Genomic DNA, 16,056 nt, shown 5'->3' on the forward strand with positions numbered 1-16,056 from the left:
TTTCTAATAAAGGATTAAAAGAGGAAAACTCTACCTTAATAGGAGTAAAGGTATATAAGTGTTATAGTGAGATAAAAAAAATAAAAGAGGAGAGTATTCTAGTAAATTTAAAAACTTTAAAAGGAAAAAACTAAAAAAAGCTTCTAATTATATAATTAGAAGCTTTTTTAAACACTTTTAAGAGTTATTTTATACCTTATTCATGAAGTTTAAAGTTAACAGGAATGTAATATTCAACATTAGCTGTTTTTCCATTATGTTCTCCAGGAACGAATTTAGGTAACTTAGAAACCATTCTCTTAGCTTCTTGTTCTAATAAGTGACCATCTTTAGGTCCTTTCATTTTTATGTTAGTTACCTCTCCTTTTTTATCTATGATAAAGCGAACCCATACTCTACCTTCAATATTTTGTTCTGCAGCTGCTGCAGGGTAGTTAAAGTTTCTTTGAATATGACTAACCATTCTTTCATTGAAACAGGTTAATTTTTGCATATCAGGAACTTTTGTACAAGCTTTGAATTGAGGAATACTTTGTACCTCTACAAATTTTACAAAATCAGTAATAGTTTTTTCTTTTACTACATTAGAACTTTTTTTAGCTACGACTTTACTTGTTGTACTAGATGAAGAATTATTTGATGCTCCTGGAGCCTTGAAAGTGATAGGAACTCCGTACTTTACTTTAACAGTCCTACCATTATGTTTACCAGGAATAAAGTTTGGAAGGTTATTAATTATTCTTTCAGCTTCTTTTTCTAAAGACTCTCCACCTTTTGGTCCACGTAGTAAGATATCTTCAACATTTCCTTGCTCATTGATTGTAAATTGAACTAAAACTCTTCCTTGTATACCAGCTTCAATGGCGTCTTGAGGGTAGTTGAAATTTTTAATAATATGTTTAGTCATGTTTGTTTCAAAACACTTTGCTTGCTTTATTAAAGGAACATTGTTACACTTACTAAACAATGGAATTTCTTCAACTAAATTAAAAGGTACTTTTTCAATAGTTGAAGAATTATCTTCTAACTCAAGTTTACCAATTAACAAAGACTTCTTTTTAATATCAGCTACTTTTTGTGAAGAATTAATACCTCCACCTATAGCAGAAACAGCCTCTTTATTCTTACGAACAACACGTCTTCTGGTTGAGACTTCAATAGAAAGTTGTTTTTTTGCACCACTCTCGGTGTCTTCAATTGCACATTTTGTGATACTGTTTGGATCAGCGATTTGTTCATCTGGAGTAGTACATACTTCTTGTCCTACAGCCGCTAAAGAAAGTAGCATAGCAGCTACTACTAAGGGGAATTTTTTAATCATGTGTGCTCTATTTTTAAGTGTTTGGTTTAGTTATTAACACGTTAACTAACGCTGTAAATATAAGTAAAAAATAGAATATAGCAAATTATTTTATAATCTTGACCAAAACATAGTTCCTTTAAAAAGAAAATATAAAGTTATGGAACTTTAAAAATTATAGGTAAAGCATATTTTACATTAACCGAGCTACCTTTATGACTTCCAGGAATAAATTTAGGGAGCAGTGAAATTAATCTTTCTGCTTCTTTTTTTAGAAGTGCACTGTTTTTAGGTCCTTTCTTTTTTATGTCAATTACTTTTCCTTGCTTATCAATAGTAAATTGAACTAAAATTTTACCTTCAATTTTTTTTCGCAAGGCCTCTTTTGGATAATCAAAATTTCTAACAATATGTTTAATCATTTCTTTTTCAAAACACTTGGATTGTTGTAGAATTGGAGTCTTTTTACACTCATTAAACAAAGGAATTTGTTCAACTAGATGAAAAGGAATTTTATCTAAAGAAGTTAAAAAATCTTCTTTTAAGTTTAGTTTTTCTACAAGAGAATTTTTACTTTTTATTTCTTCTACTTTATTTGATTTTGCTGAAATAGTATTTGTTTTTCTAAGTTTACGATGTCTTTTTCTTGTCGAAATTTCTTTAGTTTTTTCAGTTTCTAGAGCTTCTTTTACATCTTCTATAGAGCACTTAGTAATACTAATGGTATTTAAATCTTGGATATTTTCATTTGGGGTTTCACATTTTTCTTGAGCATAAGAAAATGATATTGAAAATAAAAAAAAGGTAAAGATATGTTTCATTTGTGTGTGTTAAAGAGGAATTTTTAAGGAGCACGAAAATAAAATTATCTGAAAATCTAGATAAATATTTTATATTAATTTAAGATTAAATTTATAGGAAAAGAGTATGTGACATCAACAGGAATTCCTTTTTCCTTACCTGATTCTAACTGAGGTAACTTGTTAATAATTCGGTTGATTTCGTTGGTAATAATATCACTTGGTTTAGAGCTTACTACTTGAATGTTTTTTGGTAATCCATATATATCTATTGTGAATTGAATCAAAATTCTGCCACGTATACCTTCTTCTGAAAAGACTTCAGGATAATAATTTTTAGAAAAATGTTTTTGCATATTGTCTTTAAAACATTTTTTTGCATTTTCGTTAGAACTATTTTTACACTTAGGAAATAAAGGAACTTGCTCAACAACAGAAAATAAAATTTCTTTAGTTTGAGATTTTAAGGAATTTTGTATTGATAAGTCATTGTTTGTAGTAATAATAGAAACTTTTGAAGAAGCATTTAAGCTTGATTGATTTTTTTGAGTAATCTTTCTTACTTTTTTTATTCTGTTTCTAGCAGTTAGTGTTTGAGTTGTTTTTTTTCTAGGAATTTGATTTTCTTTACCAATTTCACATTTATCCATACTAATAATATTTAAATCAATAGTATTATCTTCAGGCTTAGTACATACTTCTTGAGCTTCGAGTGTAATTGAGATGAAAAGAAAAAATGTTAAAAAAAGGAAAGTTGTTTTCATAAGGCTTAAGAGCTTGTTTGATGACGTAAAAATCATTCTTTTTTACTCTTTTGTTCTTAAGTAATTATGATATATCTATTAAGTAATATGTTCTTTAATGTTATGAATATTAAGTAAATATTAAGTGAAATGAGATAATAAAAAAAGCCTTCATAATTTATGAAGGCTTTACTTACTTGTATAATAAATTGTAAGCTATTACTTTACATTCATTAACTCAACATCAAAAATTAAAGTAGCGTTTGGAGGAATTACACCACCAGCACCTTGTGCACCATATGCTAAGTCAGATGGAATTACTAAACGAGCTTTGTCGCCCACTTTTAACAACTGAATACCTTCATCCCAACCAGGAATTACCTGACCAACACCAATAGCAAAATCGATAGGTTGTTTGCGCTTATATGATGAATCAAATACAGTTCCATCTAATAACTGACCTTTATAGTGTACAGAAACCATAGCTCCTTTAGTAGCTTGTTTTCCGTCTCCATTTTGTAAGATCTTATAACGTAAACCGCTTGGAGTTTCGTCATATCCTGCTGCTACTTGATCTAATAACTCTTTTTGTTTAGCTTTTGCTTCAGCTTCACGTTTTTCACGAGCTCCTTCAAAAGTTCTAAAAGCTTCTACAGCATTAAAAGCTTCAGCATCACTACCAACACGAATAATTTCTACATCCATAGTATCGTCTTGAGCAATTGTATCAACAACGTCTTGTCCTTCAACAACACTACCAAAAACAGTGTGTTTACCGTCTAACCAAGGAGTAGCAACATGTGTAATAAAAAATTGAGAACCATTGGTTCCAGGTCCTGCATTTGCCATTGATAATTTTCCTGGAGCATCGTGCTTTAATTCAGGATGAATTTCATCATCAAATTTATAACCAGGGTTTCCTGTTCCTGTTCCTTGAGGGCAACCACCTTGAATCATAAAATCAGCAATTACACGGTGAAATTTTAACCCATTATAATAAGGAGTTCCCTGTGGTTTTGCTGAGTTTTCTAAGTTTCCTTCTGCTAAAGCAACAAAGTTACCTACAGTTCCAGGAGTTTTTTCGTATTCTAAGTTTACTAAAATATCACCTTTTGGAGTGGTGAACTTTGCATAAATTCCGTTATCCATTTTTCTCTTGTTTATTTATATGTGTATGATTCCAGTGTCCAAAATTTAAGGGAAAAAAGAATCTTTTTTTTAAATAGCTAAATCATTGTTTTTCTTAGCAATGACAAAGTTAGTTTTTTACTGATAAAGTTGAAAGGTTAAAGCTTAAACCTATGTTAATATTGTTTGAGTTAACATTACCGAAAGGAGAATAATATCTACCTCCAGACGCAATTATAGAAACCTGATTTACTATATCATAACTCAATCCAAGTGTAGGACGGATAATGATTCCTTCGTCAGTATCTATACCAGCACCTCCACCAGCTCCTGCCATAACTTCTATAAATCCACGCATTTTTTTATTAAAAAAATACGGACTATATATACCACCACCGACTAATCCGTGAGCATATCCACCCGAACGACCGTCATATGCAAAACCTGCTTCTCCGGAAATATATAGCGAATGATTTAAATCATAGTTAACTTTAAAACCAATTAATTGTAAATCAATTTCAGTAGCGTCGTAAATATCATCTGTTTTAGCAACATCAAAATAACTTTGATTTTGAACTTCAAAACGTAACCCTTTTGTACGATAAGTACTGTTCTCTTTGGAAGATGTTCCGCCATTTAATCCGAAGTATTTTAAACCAAACCCGAAAGTATAGGCTTCTAAATCACCTGCAATTGCACGATAATATCCACCATGACCACTAATGGCAATGTTTTTAAATAGTTTTAAGTCAATTCCTGCAGAAGGGTAGATCATTAACCCACCTTCAGGAGCCACACGACCACCAGCAGCACCAATACCTAATTTTCCGAAGATATTAATGTATTTTGATTGATATGGATGATATCCAGCACCTACAAATAAATCCATAAAACCAGCACGTAGCCCCCTGTAAATTGCGTCGGTGTGAGCAAATAGAAAAGTGTTTTCGTTCAAATATTTCTGATACTCAAATCCAAGTACATATAGTAATTCATTTAGGTCATCCCCATTATCTTTTTTCGAATTACCAATAGGTTTAAAGAAATCAAAACGAATTTGTTGTGCATTTTTAACCACTGGTTTACTCCAAAAACTATCTGGAGAAAGATTGTCTGCTACAAATTTTTGATGCGCTTTATCATAATCAGTAAAACGTAAAATACTTGGTATCTCTACAAAGAAAGAAACTGAATTACTTTTAATTTCTCCTGATAAAAAGTTAACATGACTGTATTGTACACCAAAAGAATAATCATTTTTCTTGTATTGTAATCCGATATTCGGATTGATAAAACCGCCATCATTTACCAAGTAACGATATCCGCCGCCGCCGCCAAAATGGAAATTAGCATCAATATATAAGTTTTTGTATAGTTTTTTATTTATTCCTAATTCAGCACCTAACGTAAATAATCCTCCTTGGTCTCCTGTTACCGCAAAATGAAATCCAGCTCCACCATATAACCAATCATTAATAGGGATTTGATAATGCAAGCCAGTCAAACCCATCGTTGATTTTAAGTCAGGAAACTTATCCGAAGGCATTTCAACAGGAATAAAATTCAAACGAACTTTATTGTGTAATTCTTTTCCTTGTAAACTCGATAAACCCTCTTGACTATAAGTTAGGAAAGAGAAAAGAGAGAAGAGAAAAGAGAATATGTAGGGTTTGTTAAAACTCACTAGTGAAATGTAATTTTACCGTTGGATATTTGCTTTGTGTCATTTGAATTGTAAACGGAGAATCAGCTAAAAACACTAGTTGACCTTGTTTGTCTTTAGCTAAATAACGTTGTTTTACACGTTTAAACTCTTTGAACTCTTCATTTTTAGGGTCTTCTGGTTCAACCCAACAAGCTTTGTGTACTGCAATATTTTCATACGAACATTTAGCACCATATTCATGCTCTAAACGATACTGAATTACCTCGTATTGTAGAGCTCCAACTGTACCAATAATTCTTCGACCGTTCATATCTAAGGTAAATAACTGAGCAACTCCTTCATCCATTAACTGGTCTAAACCTTTATAAAGTTGTTTAGCCTTCATTGGGTCAGCATTATTTACATAACGGAAATGTTCTGGAGAGAAACTAGGAATTCCTTTAAAATTTAATTGTTCTCCTTCTGTTAATGTATCTCCAATTTTAAAGTTTCCAGTATCGTGTAAACCAACAATGTCACCTGGGAAAGACTCTTCAACAATTTCTTTTTTCTCAGCAAAAAAGGCATTCGGACTAGAAAATTTTACTTTTTTACCGTTACGAACATGTAAGTAGGGTGTGTTTCTTTTAAAAGTTCCTGATACAATCTTTACAAAAGCTAAACGATCACGGTGTTTCGGATCCATGTTTGCATGAATCTTAAACACAAATCCTGTTAACTTTTCCTCTTTAGAGTCTACCAAACGTTCCTCAGCTTTTTTTGGCTGTGGATTTGGAGCAATATCAATAAAGCAATCTAATAACTCTTTTACTCCAAAATTATTTAAAGCAGAACCAAAGAAAACAGGCTGTAAATCTCCATTAACATAAGCTTCTTGGTCAAAGTCTGGATATACTTCATTTACTAACTCCAATTCTTCACGAAGTGTATTTGCAGAATTTTCTCCTACAATTTTATCTAGCTCAGGGTTATCTATATCATCAAATTCAACACCTTCAGAAATAGTTTGTTTGTTGTCTCCGGAAAAGATATTTAATTTCTTTTCCCAAATATTATAAATTCCTTTAAAGTCATATCCCATTCCGATAGGGAAGCTTAACGGAGTTACTTTTAAACCTAGTTTTTGCTCAACTTCATCTAATAAATCAAAAGCATCTTTACCTTCACGGTCTAATTTATTGATAAAAACAATCATTGGAATTTTACGCATACGACAAACCTCTACTAATTTTTCGGTTTGTTCCTCAACCCCTTTTGCGACATCAATAACTACAATAACACTATCTACCGCAGTTAAGGTTCTAAAGGTGTCCTCAGCAAAATCTTTGTGACCAGGGGTATCAAGAATATTGATTTTTTTGTCTTTATAAATAAAAGCTAATACAGAGGTAGCAACAGAGATACCACGTTGGCGCTCAATCTCCATAAAATCAGAAGTAGCTCCTTTTTTAATTTTATTATTTTTTACCGCACCAGCTTCTTGAATCGCTCCACCAAAAAGTAATAATTTTTCAGTTAAGGTGGTTTTACCTGCATCTGGGTGTGATATAATTCCGAATGTACGTCTCTTCTGTATTTCTTCTAAAAAACTCATCTATAAATTTTAAGGTTGCAAAGATACATTTTAAAGCGAACTGTTCAAAAGAAGCTTTACACAGATATGTTTTTTAATTTGAAGAATGAAATTAGCTATAATTTTACGGGAGAGTTTATCAAGTTTTTCCAGTTTTCAATTATTTCGATAGGGTGATTCATTTCATCATCTAAATTACGTTTTTTTTGCTCTTTATATGCTGGGACTTCTTGTTTAACAAATTGGTCAAATTTAGGGTTATTACCATGTTTATCATCTTGCCCAATTTCCCAAACTATGTTTGTAGCAACACCGTTATCTTTTATTCTACAATAGTAAGTTCTGTCAGTAGCTAAAGTTTGTCCAATAACATAAGCACGTTCAGTCATAAATTTTTCAGTTTTTACAGCATTATCACTTGCTTTCATTATAGCATCATATGTGTTTTTTGCATGTTTTATAAAACTTTTAGCTGTTTTTGCAAGTGTACCTGTATTAGCTTTTCCATAACTAGATTTATTAGCAGGCAACCATTCTCCCTTACTGTTTTTATTCATAGGGTCAACATTTGCCATTTCTTGATAAATACTTAATTGAAGAGTTGCACCTAACATAAAAACTGTAAAACCAGCATTTGCTTTATCTTTTTGTTGAAGTGTACCCAACATACCCTGAGCTCCAGAAAGAAAGGTTTGGTCATATTTTTGTAATAAATTAAATAAATGTTCACGATCTTCTTTATTATTAAGATTTCGCTGTTTTAGTGCAGGAACGTATTCGTAGTTAATTTTTTGTATTAGATTAGTAATAGCTCCACTAATAGAGTCTATTTTACTTTGTTGTATTTCTTGTTTAACTATTTTGGTAATCTGAGCGTATACTTCGTCAAAATATTCAGGAATTTCAGGAGGGAAAATAGCTTCGATAATTGCGTTGGCAATTGCGCCACCAACAGCACTAAGCATTCCAGAAGCAATTCCTTTACCCATAAAAACGGCTACACTTTTAGCATTAAGCTTTAATGATAATGAGTTTAAACTTGAGTATAGCTTTGGCGATGTTATAAATTTAGGCTCTTGTAGTATTGGAATATATTCATTGTTAAGTCCAATGTTTTTTAATAAAAAGTATAAAACGGCTTTGTTGGTAATAACCTCATATACAAGAGTCCGTTTAGGAAAATCATTAAAATTCTCTGATAAGAAAGTTATTCTACTACTTAAAACTACTTCATTAGGAAGTAAAGGGTATTCATCAAAAATGCCTCTTTTAAGGCAATTTATATTTGGTTCTAATTCTTTAGGTGTATTAGGCACTTCTTCTGGTTTAGCCACTTTAATTTCTGTTGTTAAGTTATCTTTATCAATAGAAACTGGTGGTGCGCCAGGTAACTTTTTTTGAATGAAAGTATTAACTTTTAGAGTGTAATACTCTTTAGGTGTTTCTGGCTGTAAGTTACCGTAAACTAATAAAATATCAGGATTGATAGTGCTTAGTTTTTTTTGAGTTAATTGAATCATTTTAACTAGATTTTGTAGTGAATTAATTTAATTACTCTAAACTAAGAAAACTAAATGAAAAGTTTTTTTATTTAGGTATAAGCGTTATGTTTTTGTGTATAGACTAATTAAAATTAACTGTTTTTCGTAAGTTTGCTTTTCATAAATTTTCTGTATGAAGGAGCAAGTAATTTTAGTTGATCAGCAAGACAACCCTATAGGACTAATGGAAAAGATAGAAGCACACGAAAAAGCTTTGTTGCATAGAGCGTTTTCGGTATTCGTTTTTAATGATAAAAACGAGTTAATGTTGCAACAACGTGCTGCTGAAAAATACCATTCTCCTTTGTTATGGACAAATACTTGTTGTTCACACCAAAGAGATGGAGAATCGAACATTGAAGCTGGAAAACGTAGATTACAAGAAGAAATGGGGTTTTCATGTGAGTTAGAAGAAGTATTCTCTTTTATTTATAAAGCTCCGTTTGATAATGGCTTAACAGAGCATGAATACGATCATGTAATGATTGGTCGATTTAACGACGAACCTATTGTAAACCCTGAAGAAGTGGCGTCATATAAATGGATGCCTTTAGAGGAGGTGAAAAATGATATAGAAAATCATCCAGAAAAGTATACAGCTTGGTTTAAAATAATTTTTAAAGAATCGTACGATAAAATATCTAAGTATATTTAATTATGCCTAAAGTAACAGTTCACAGAAAAGCACATTTTAATGCAGCACATAGGTTATTTAACCCTAAATGGTCTGATGAGAAAAATTACGAGGTTTTTGGTAAGTGTAGTAACCCTAATTACCACGGTCATAATTATGAGCTAATTGTTTCATTAACTGGTGAGATAGATCAAGAAACAGGATATGTATATGATTTAGGTAAGTTGAAAGATTTAATTAAGTCGAAGGTTGAAGATCTATTGGATCATAAAAACTTAAATATTGAAGTAAAGGAGTTTAAAAATGTTAATCCTACAGTAGAAAACATATCAGTAGTAATTTATAATAAGTTACGTGTAAGTATTCCAGAAAAATTAGACTTAGCAATTACATTATATGAAACTCCAAGAAACTACGTAACTTATAGAGGTACATAATTTATGATAAACCAATTACTACGATTTACTCCAATTTTAAAGCAAAAGGTTTGGGGAGGAAAAAAACTAAACCTACTACTTCATAAAAACTCAGACGGATCCAATATTGGAGAGAGTTGGGAAATTTCAGATGTTGATGGAGATGAATCGGTTGTTAGTAATGGTAACCTTAAAGGAAGAACATTAAGAAGTCTTTTAAAAGAGTATAAGAACGATTTAGTAGGTGAATATGTATATGAAACTTTTGGAGAGCAGTTTCCATTATTAATAAAATTTATTGATGCAAAAGAGGTTTTAAGTATTCAAGTACATCCTGATGATAAATTAGCAGAACTTCAAGAGTCTTTTGGGAAGACAGAGATGTGGTATGTAATGCAAGCCGATAATGAAGCTAACATTATTATAGGTTTTAAAGAAAACTCTAATAAAGAAGAATATGTATATCACCTAAATAACAAGACGCTCTTAAGTATTTTAAATGTAGATAAAGTGTCCAAAGGAGATGTTTATTTTGTGCCACCAGGAAGAGTACACGCTATTGGTGCTGGTTTACTGATTGCTGAAATTCAACAAACCTCAGACATAACTTACCGTATTTACGATTGGGATAGAAAAGATATAGACGGTAATTACCGAGAACTCCATACTGAAAAAGCATTAGAAGCTATTGATTTCTCAGCTAAAAGTTCCTATAAAACAACTTATAAGAAACAAAAAAATATAGCGAATAAAGTTGTTACATGCCCTTATTTTACAACAAATATATTACCAGTGGAGGGGAAAAAAGAAATAGATTTATCTAAAAAAGATTGCTTCGTAATTTATATGTGCGTAGAGGGGGAGGTAACATTCTTTTATGAAAGTCAACAAGAAGTTGTAAGAAAAGGAGAAACAATCTTGGTACCAGCATGTATTGATAAAGTGGAAATTTTATCAGAAAACCCTTCAGAACTATTAGAAACGTATATAAAATAAGCTTAAGAGAAAAAAATCTCCTAAGCTTATAAACAAACCAAACTAACTTAACGATTGCTTAATTGATTGTAAAATAAATTTTTAGGAATAATTAAGACGCTTTTTTAATTGTATAGCTAAAAGTAGCTGTACATATAATATTTTGTTTCTTTTCTTCTTTTTTAGATACTGTTATATTGAAAATAATCTCAGTATCACTCAATTTTTTAATATTGTTTTTGATAACAAGTTTATCATTAAGGTATGCGTTGCTTAACAGATCAAACTCGATACTGTTAAAACTAAAATTAGAAGAGTCTGGATAAAAGCCTAAAGAAGTATTCGCGCTAGATTCAATTTTATCGTATAAAACTGAAGTTTTTAACACTTTGTTTTTGCTAACCTGCTTTTTGTTAACTATAAATTGATTTGGCTGACTGTTTGATGTGATATTTAATGTTTTCATGATAATTTTAAGGATTAAGTATTAGTAATTCCGGATCTCTGTAAAATGGATTTTGTACTGAGTACATTACAGTTGAGGCTACATGTTTTCTAATTGAGTTTCGATACTTAAAAGTGTTCATAATGTTTAAAATTTAAAATATTAGTAAATAAAAAAGGTGCTTTTTTAAAAAAGCACCTTTGGTTAAATTTATATTAAAATTGATTGTTTAAAATCGATGTTTAAATCTGTTTCTTTGGGTGCTTTTAGTTACATATACATATTGTTTATGCATGCGGGCAGTACACATAATCGAATTGATTGTGTTAAAAATAAACGTGTATGTACCTAAAAGCGTCTTCATAATGACTCAAAAGTAGTAAAAGTTTTTAATAATTGAACAAAACTAAAAAGTATTTAATGTTAAAGTTTTATCAATGTGAGTATTATCAGTTTTTATGATGGCAGTTTAAATACGTATCTTTGATACGTAAACACTTATGATTATTTATGAAGATAATAGCAATGATACCTGCACGTTATAGTGCATCACGTTTTCCAGGGAAATTGATGAAAGATTTAGGAGGAAAACCTGTAATTGTAAGAACCTATGAAGCAGCTGTAAAAGCAAACCTTTTTGATGAGGTATATGTGGTAACCGATTCCGAAGTAATTTACAACTCTATAGAAAAAGTAGGAGGTAAGGTTTTAATGAGTCAAAAAGAACATGAATGTGGCTCTGATAGAATTGCAGAAGCAGTTGAAAATTTAGATGTAGACATTGTGGTAAATGTACAAGGAGACGAACCTTTTATTGATACAGTTTCCTTATCAAAACTAATTAGTGTTTTTAAATCTGATATTCAAAAAGAAATAGATTTAGCATCATTAAAAGTAAAAATGACGAATAAAGAAGATATTCAAAATCCAAATAACGTTAAGGTAATTACTGATACAAATGATTTTGCTATTTATTTTTCAAGAAGTATAATTCCATATCATCGAGATAAAGAAGTTCCTGTAAACTATTATAAGCACAAAGGAGTTTATGCGTTCAGAAAAGAAGCGTTAATTGATTTTTATCATACCCCTATGACACCAATAGAGGCTGCTGAAAAAATTGAATGTATTCGTTATTTAGAAGTAGGAAAAAAAATAAAGATGATAGAAACTTCAGTGGAGAGTATTGGTATTGATACTCCTGAAGATTTAGAGAAAGCTATAAAACAACTAGAAAATGAATAATATTAAAATAATATCTTTTGATGCAGATGATACACTTTGGGTAAACGAGACTTACTTTCGTGATGCTGAAGATGATTTTGCTCGATTATTGTCCGATTATGAAACAGAGAATAAAATCCATCAAGAGTTGTTTAAAAAAGAAATAGAAAATCTTAAAATATACGGGTACGGAGTAAAAGGTTTTATGCTGTCAATGGTTGAATGTGCGCTAGAAATTTCTAACTATAAAATTAGTCCTAAAAAAATGGAAGAAATTCTTGAAATAGGAAAAGATATGTTAGAAAAACCAATAGAACTCCTAGATGGGGTAGAAGAGGTGTTGCAAGAATTACATGGAAAATATAAGTTAATTGTAGCAACCAAAGGAGATTTGTTAGATCAAGAACGTAAGTTGGCAAAATCAGGAATTTTAAAATATTTTCATCATACAGAAGTGATGAGTGAGAAGAAAAAAACTGATTATAAAAAATTAGTAAAACGCTTAGATATTAATCCTTCAGAGTTTTTAATGATAGGAAACTCATTAAAATCAGATGTGTTACCGTTAATTGAAATAGGAGCAACAGCGATTCATGTTCCGTTTCATACAACATGGGCACACGAAGAGGTTAAAGAAGAGCAAAAATCAGATGCTTACAAAACAGTATCTAGTATTACAGATGTATTAAAATTTTTATAAATGAAATACCTAGATATTGAAAGTTGGAATAGGAAAGAGCTTTTTAAACATTTTAGAACTTTAGAAGATCCAACTTTTGGATTAGTTGCAGATGTAGATGTGTCTATAATCTATCAATTAGCAAAAGAAAAGAATCAGTCCTTTTTTGTCCGATACTTACATGCTTGCATGAAAGCTATAAATGCAGTTGAGAATTTAAAATATAGATTAGAAGGTGATAAAATAGCTGTTTACGAAGTAATCAACGCTTCAGCAACTATTGCAAGGCCTGATAACACTTTTGGATTCTCGTATATAGATTATTCTGAAAAGTTTGAGGAATTCAATTGTAACTTTCAAAAGGAAAAAGAACGAATTTTAAATTCTAATGATTTGTTTCCGTCTAAGTACTCTTTAGGATGTATACATTGTTCGGCCATTCCTTGGGTAAGCTTTACAGGGCATAAAGAACCTTTTTCAGGAAATAAAAATGATAGCGTGCCTCAATTAGCTTTTGGTAAAATAAAGGAGCAAAATAAAAAAATGTTAATGCCTGTGGCTGTTAATGTAAATCATGCTTTGGTAGATGGATATCATGTAGGGCAGTTTTTTGAGAAATTTCAAGAAGAATTGAATAAAATCGATTAATTTTGCATCAAAATTTATAATTATGGCAAGCATAAAAAATTTAAAGAAAGATATTAACTATACGTTAGGAGACATTATTAGTATTTGTCAAATAACAAAAGAGTTAAACCCTGAAGCAGATAAAGCAAAGGCAGATGCTATTGTAGATGAGGTTATTGTAACTTTTGATGATTTAGTAGCTAAAGTTAACGCAAAAAACGTTGAAAATAAGAAAGCTCACTATAAATCAATTAATACAGAGTTAGAGACTAGAGCAAATGCTTTAATAGAAAAAGTGAATAGTTTATAGTATTATAAATTATACGACTAAAAATGCGAGACTTATTCAAGTCTCGCATTTTTTTTGGATAAACTTTAACACTCTACTTGGAATAAAAATTTGTAAATTACGTTCAGTATTTAATAACAGATAACCCCAATAAAAATGGCAAGAGCTATGTATGAGTACACGAAAACTGTGCTTCAAAAGGTTAGTTTTAACGCTGATTTATTTTGTAAAGAGCTTGAAAAAGCTTTAGGTAGATTACTACCTTATGAAATAGATGAACTAACTATTTGGCTAAAACAATTTACGGCTAATAAACCAGATTTATATGTTTGTTTAGCCTTAGTCGATAAGTAAAAAAAGGAAGCTTTTAAAGCTTCCTTTTTTTACTTATCGATGTTTCTTTTTTTCACCCTTTAGCTTTTTTATGAGCTTTCGGTGAAATTCATGTTCAGCCACCTCCAAGGTGAGGATTTTTTTATCTGATAAAAAGGTAGAAAGTTTATCATAAAAATTAGTTTTAGTTTCATATTGTTCTTTTGAAACGGACTTAATTTTATTAACAATTTCTTTTGATTCTTTATCAGTTAAGCTATCAATTCCTCCACAACTAAGTATTTTCTTTTTAATACTGTAGCGTTCTGCTTTATGAAGTTCAATCATTTTTTTGTCATATACATTATATAGTGGCCAAAACTTATTGGCTTCTTCTTCTGTTAAGTTTAACTTTTCAGAAAGAAAAGCAACCTTAAAAGCTTTAACCTTTTCATAATTTCCTTTTCTTGTTTGCGCTTGAACAGAAAAAAAGGAAGTGAAAATTACGAATAATATAAATAATTTTTTTTTCATTATTGTTCTATTTCATTTATGAGTGTTGTTGTATCAACAGAATTTAAGTAGTCTTCTAGTGTTTCATCACTAATAGAGGCTAATATATCTTCATCTAGTTCAGACGTGTTTAATGTTGCTGCAAGCTCATTATTGTCAATATCACCGTATCCATTTTCATACCAAGATTCAATATCGGTAATGGTTATATCTTCGAAAGTAATTTTTTGAGTATTAAAATAATTAAAACCGATGAAAAGTAAAACTGAAGCTGCAGCAGCTAAAGGGATGTACTGTAAAATTCTTTTACGTAATGAAATTACTTTCGTTTCTGTAGTTTGTTCTGTAGCTAATTTTGATAGAATTTGAGTTTCGATTATGTCAAAATAATCATCAGGAGTATTGAACGTTTTCTTTTTTGGTAAACTATCTATAAAAATGGAAGTATTAATTTTTTCTTCAATTTCTTCAAAGTAGTTTTGAGGAATTGAAAAACCACAATTCTTACCAGCTTTTAGGCTTGAGAAATTTATAGTATGTTTATTTTTTTTATTCATTATACTTTAGTAAGACTATTCTTATAGTAAAAGGTTTAATTATAGTTCTTTATAAAATGTTCTATTTTTTTTGTTGCTATGTGATAAGAAGCTTTTAAAGCTCCAATAGATGTGTTAAGAATTTCAGAGATTTCCTCATATTTCATTTCATCGAAATACTTCATATTAAAAACTAATTGTTGTTTTTGAGGTAATGTAGCAATTGCTTTTTGTAAAATAAGTTGAATTTCATCACCTGAAAACCAATAATCGCTATCTAGAGTGGAAGTAATTTGTAGTTGATAATCAGAAATATGAATATTTTTCTCTTTAGCTTTTTTATTGATGAAGGTAATAGCTTCATTGGTTGCTATTCGGTACATCCAAGAAAATAGTTTGCTATCTCTTTTAAATTGATTAATATTTTTGTAAACCTTTATAAAGGTGTTTTGTAAAACATCGTCAGCATCTTCATGAGAAATTACAATCTTTCGTATATGCCAATACAATCGCTCTTTATATTGCGATACTAGGTTTTTAAAAGCAACCTGTTTTGTGGTAGGTTGCTGCAATTGATCTATAAGTGTAATTTCGTCAATCAACTAAAAACTATTTAGTTGTTAGACTATAAAGATAGTTAAAGGTTTAAAAAGAG

Annotated in this window: 19 protein-coding genes; 8 read left to right on the plus strand and 11 right to left on the minus strand. The window is 30.4% G+C overall.

Annotated elements, in window-relative coordinates:
• Positions 1–196: 196 nt before the first annotated feature.
• From D6200_RS01500 to D6200_RS01530, 7 genes are all read right to left on the minus strand, one after another.
• Positions 197–1,321 carry an energy transducer TonB gene (locus D6200_RS01500; protein WP_053056675.1) on the minus strand — a complete coding sequence of 375 codons (1,125 nt, stop codon included), beginning with the start codon at positions 1,319–1,321 and terminating at the stop codon, positions 197–199.
• 137 nt (positions 1,322–1,458) lie between these two features.
• Positions 1,459–2,121 carry an energy transducer TonB gene (locus D6200_RS01505; RefSeq protein WP_073183829.1) on the minus strand — a complete coding sequence of 221 codons (663 nt, stop codon included), beginning with the start codon at positions 2,119–2,121 and terminating at the stop codon, positions 1,459–1,461.
• A 74-nt stretch (positions 2,122–2,195) separates the two neighbouring features.
• Entirely contained in the window at positions 2,196–2,864 is a 669-nt protein-coding gene (locus tag D6200_RS01510; protein ID WP_073183827.1) for an energy transducer TonB, read from the minus strand.
• Between the two features lie 198 nt (positions 2,865–3,062).
• Complete coding sequence (locus D6200_RS01515; protein WP_073183825.1) at positions 3,063–3,992, minus strand: peptidylprolyl isomerase; 930 nt, start codon at positions 3,990–3,992, stop codon at positions 3,063–3,065.
• A 109-nt stretch (positions 3,993–4,101) separates the two neighbouring features.
• Positions 4,102–5,655, minus strand: coding sequence for a hypothetical protein (locus D6200_RS01520; protein ID WP_240627193.1), 1,554 nt, complete (start codon positions 5,653–5,655; stop codon positions 4,102–4,104).
• On the minus strand, positions 5,645–7,231 hold the full coding sequence (locus D6200_RS01525) for a peptide chain release factor 3 (RefSeq protein WP_073183822.1): 1,587 nt from the start codon (positions 7,229–7,231) through the stop codon (positions 5,645–5,647). Before D6200_RS01525 ends, D6200_RS01520 begins: the two co-directional genes overlap by 11 nt.
• A gap of 95 nt (positions 7,232–7,326) precedes the next feature.
• On the minus strand, positions 7,327–8,730 hold the full coding sequence (locus tag D6200_RS01530) for a hypothetical protein (RefSeq protein ID WP_073183820.1): 1,404 nt from the start codon (positions 8,728–8,730) through the stop codon (positions 7,327–7,329).
• A gap of 154 nt (positions 8,731–8,884) precedes the next feature.
• On the opposite strand from D6200_RS01530, the gene idi reads away from it, so the two are divergent.
• Genes idi through D6200_RS01545 form a run of 3 tightly spaced genes read left to right on the plus strand, consistent with a single transcriptional unit; the run spans position 8,885 to position 10,797 of the window.
• Positions 8,885–9,406: an isopentenyl-diphosphate Delta-isomerase gene (idi, locus tag D6200_RS01535; RefSeq protein ID WP_073183818.1), complete on the plus strand. Its 522-nt coding sequence runs from the start codon at positions 8,885–8,887 to the stop codon at positions 9,404–9,406.
• 2 nt (positions 9,407–9,408) lie between these two features.
• Positions 9,409–9,822 carry a 6-pyruvoyl trahydropterin synthase family protein gene (locus tag D6200_RS01540; protein ID WP_073183816.1) on the plus strand — a complete coding sequence of 138 codons (414 nt, stop codon included), beginning with the start codon at positions 9,409–9,411 and terminating at the stop codon, positions 9,820–9,822.
• A 3-nt stretch (positions 9,823–9,825) separates the two neighbouring features.
• On the plus strand, positions 9,826–10,797 hold the full coding sequence (locus D6200_RS01545; protein ID WP_073183813.1) for a type I phosphomannose isomerase catalytic subunit: 972 nt from the start codon (positions 9,826–9,828) through the stop codon (positions 10,795–10,797).
• A gap of 91 nt (positions 10,798–10,888) precedes the next feature.
• Here the strand turns inward: D6200_RS01545 and D6200_RS01550 are convergent, their stop codons facing one another.
• The gene (locus D6200_RS01550) at positions 10,889–11,242 is read right to left on the minus strand and encodes a hypothetical protein (protein ID WP_073183810.1); all 354 of its coding nucleotides are present in this window, start codon (positions 11,240–11,242) and stop codon (positions 10,889–10,891) included.
• 489 nt (positions 11,243–11,731) lie between these two features.
• Here D6200_RS01550 and kdsB point away from each other — a divergent pair, with 489 nt between their 5' ends.
• The 5 genes from kdsB (at position 11,732) to D6200_RS01575 (ending at position 14,394) form a co-directional block, all read left to right on the plus strand.
• Positions 11,732–12,466, plus strand: a complete 735-nt coding sequence (gene kdsB, locus D6200_RS01555) for a 3-deoxy-manno-octulosonate cytidylyltransferase (RefSeq protein WP_073183808.1) — start codon at positions 11,732–11,734, stop codon at positions 12,464–12,466.
• Positions 12,459–13,145, plus strand: a complete 687-nt coding sequence (locus D6200_RS01560) for an HAD family hydrolase (protein ID WP_047789138.1) — start codon at positions 12,459–12,461, stop codon at positions 13,143–13,145. Before kdsB ends, D6200_RS01560 begins: the two co-directional genes overlap by 8 nt.
• Positions 13,146–13,772 carry a CatA-like O-acetyltransferase gene (locus tag D6200_RS01565; RefSeq protein ID WP_047789137.1) on the plus strand — a complete coding sequence of 209 codons (627 nt, stop codon included), beginning with the start codon at positions 13,146–13,148 and terminating at the stop codon, positions 13,770–13,772.
• A 22-nt stretch (positions 13,773–13,794) separates the two neighbouring features.
• Positions 13,795–14,061, plus strand: a complete 267-nt coding sequence (locus D6200_RS01570) for a hypothetical protein (RefSeq protein ID WP_047789136.1) — start codon at positions 13,795–13,797, stop codon at positions 14,059–14,061.
• 135 nt (positions 14,062–14,196) lie between these two features.
• The gene (locus D6200_RS01575; RefSeq protein ID WP_047789135.1) at positions 14,197–14,394 is read left to right on the plus strand and encodes a hypothetical protein; all 198 of its coding nucleotides are present in this window, start codon (positions 14,197–14,199) and stop codon (positions 14,392–14,394) included.
• A gap of 33 nt (positions 14,395–14,427) precedes the next feature.
• On the opposite strand, the gene D6200_RS01580 is transcribed toward D6200_RS01575, so the two are convergent.
• From D6200_RS01580 to D6200_RS01590, 3 genes are read right to left on the minus strand one after another with little or no spacing between them, the layout of a single operon-like run.
• Entirely contained in the window at positions 14,428–14,886 is a 459-nt protein-coding gene (locus D6200_RS01580) for a hypothetical protein (RefSeq protein ID WP_047789134.1), read from the minus strand.
• Positions 14,886–15,422 carry a hypothetical protein gene (locus D6200_RS01585; protein ID WP_073183806.1) on the minus strand — a complete coding sequence of 179 codons (537 nt, stop codon included), beginning with the start codon at positions 15,420–15,422 and terminating at the stop codon, positions 14,886–14,888. The genes D6200_RS01580 and D6200_RS01585 overlap by 1 nt, the downstream gene beginning before the upstream one ends.
• A gap of 35 nt (positions 15,423–15,457) precedes the next feature.
• A complete protein-coding gene (locus D6200_RS01590; protein ID WP_047789132.1) occupies positions 15,458–16,003 on the minus strand; it encodes an RNA polymerase sigma factor in 546 nt (181 codons plus the stop codon).
• Positions 16,004–16,056 lie beyond the last annotated feature (53 nt).

The organism is Tenacibaculum mesophilum, from assembly GCF_003867075.1.
Classification (GTDB): Bacteria; Bacteroidota; Bacteroidia; order Flavobacteriales; family Flavobacteriaceae; genus Polaribacter; species Polaribacter mesophilus.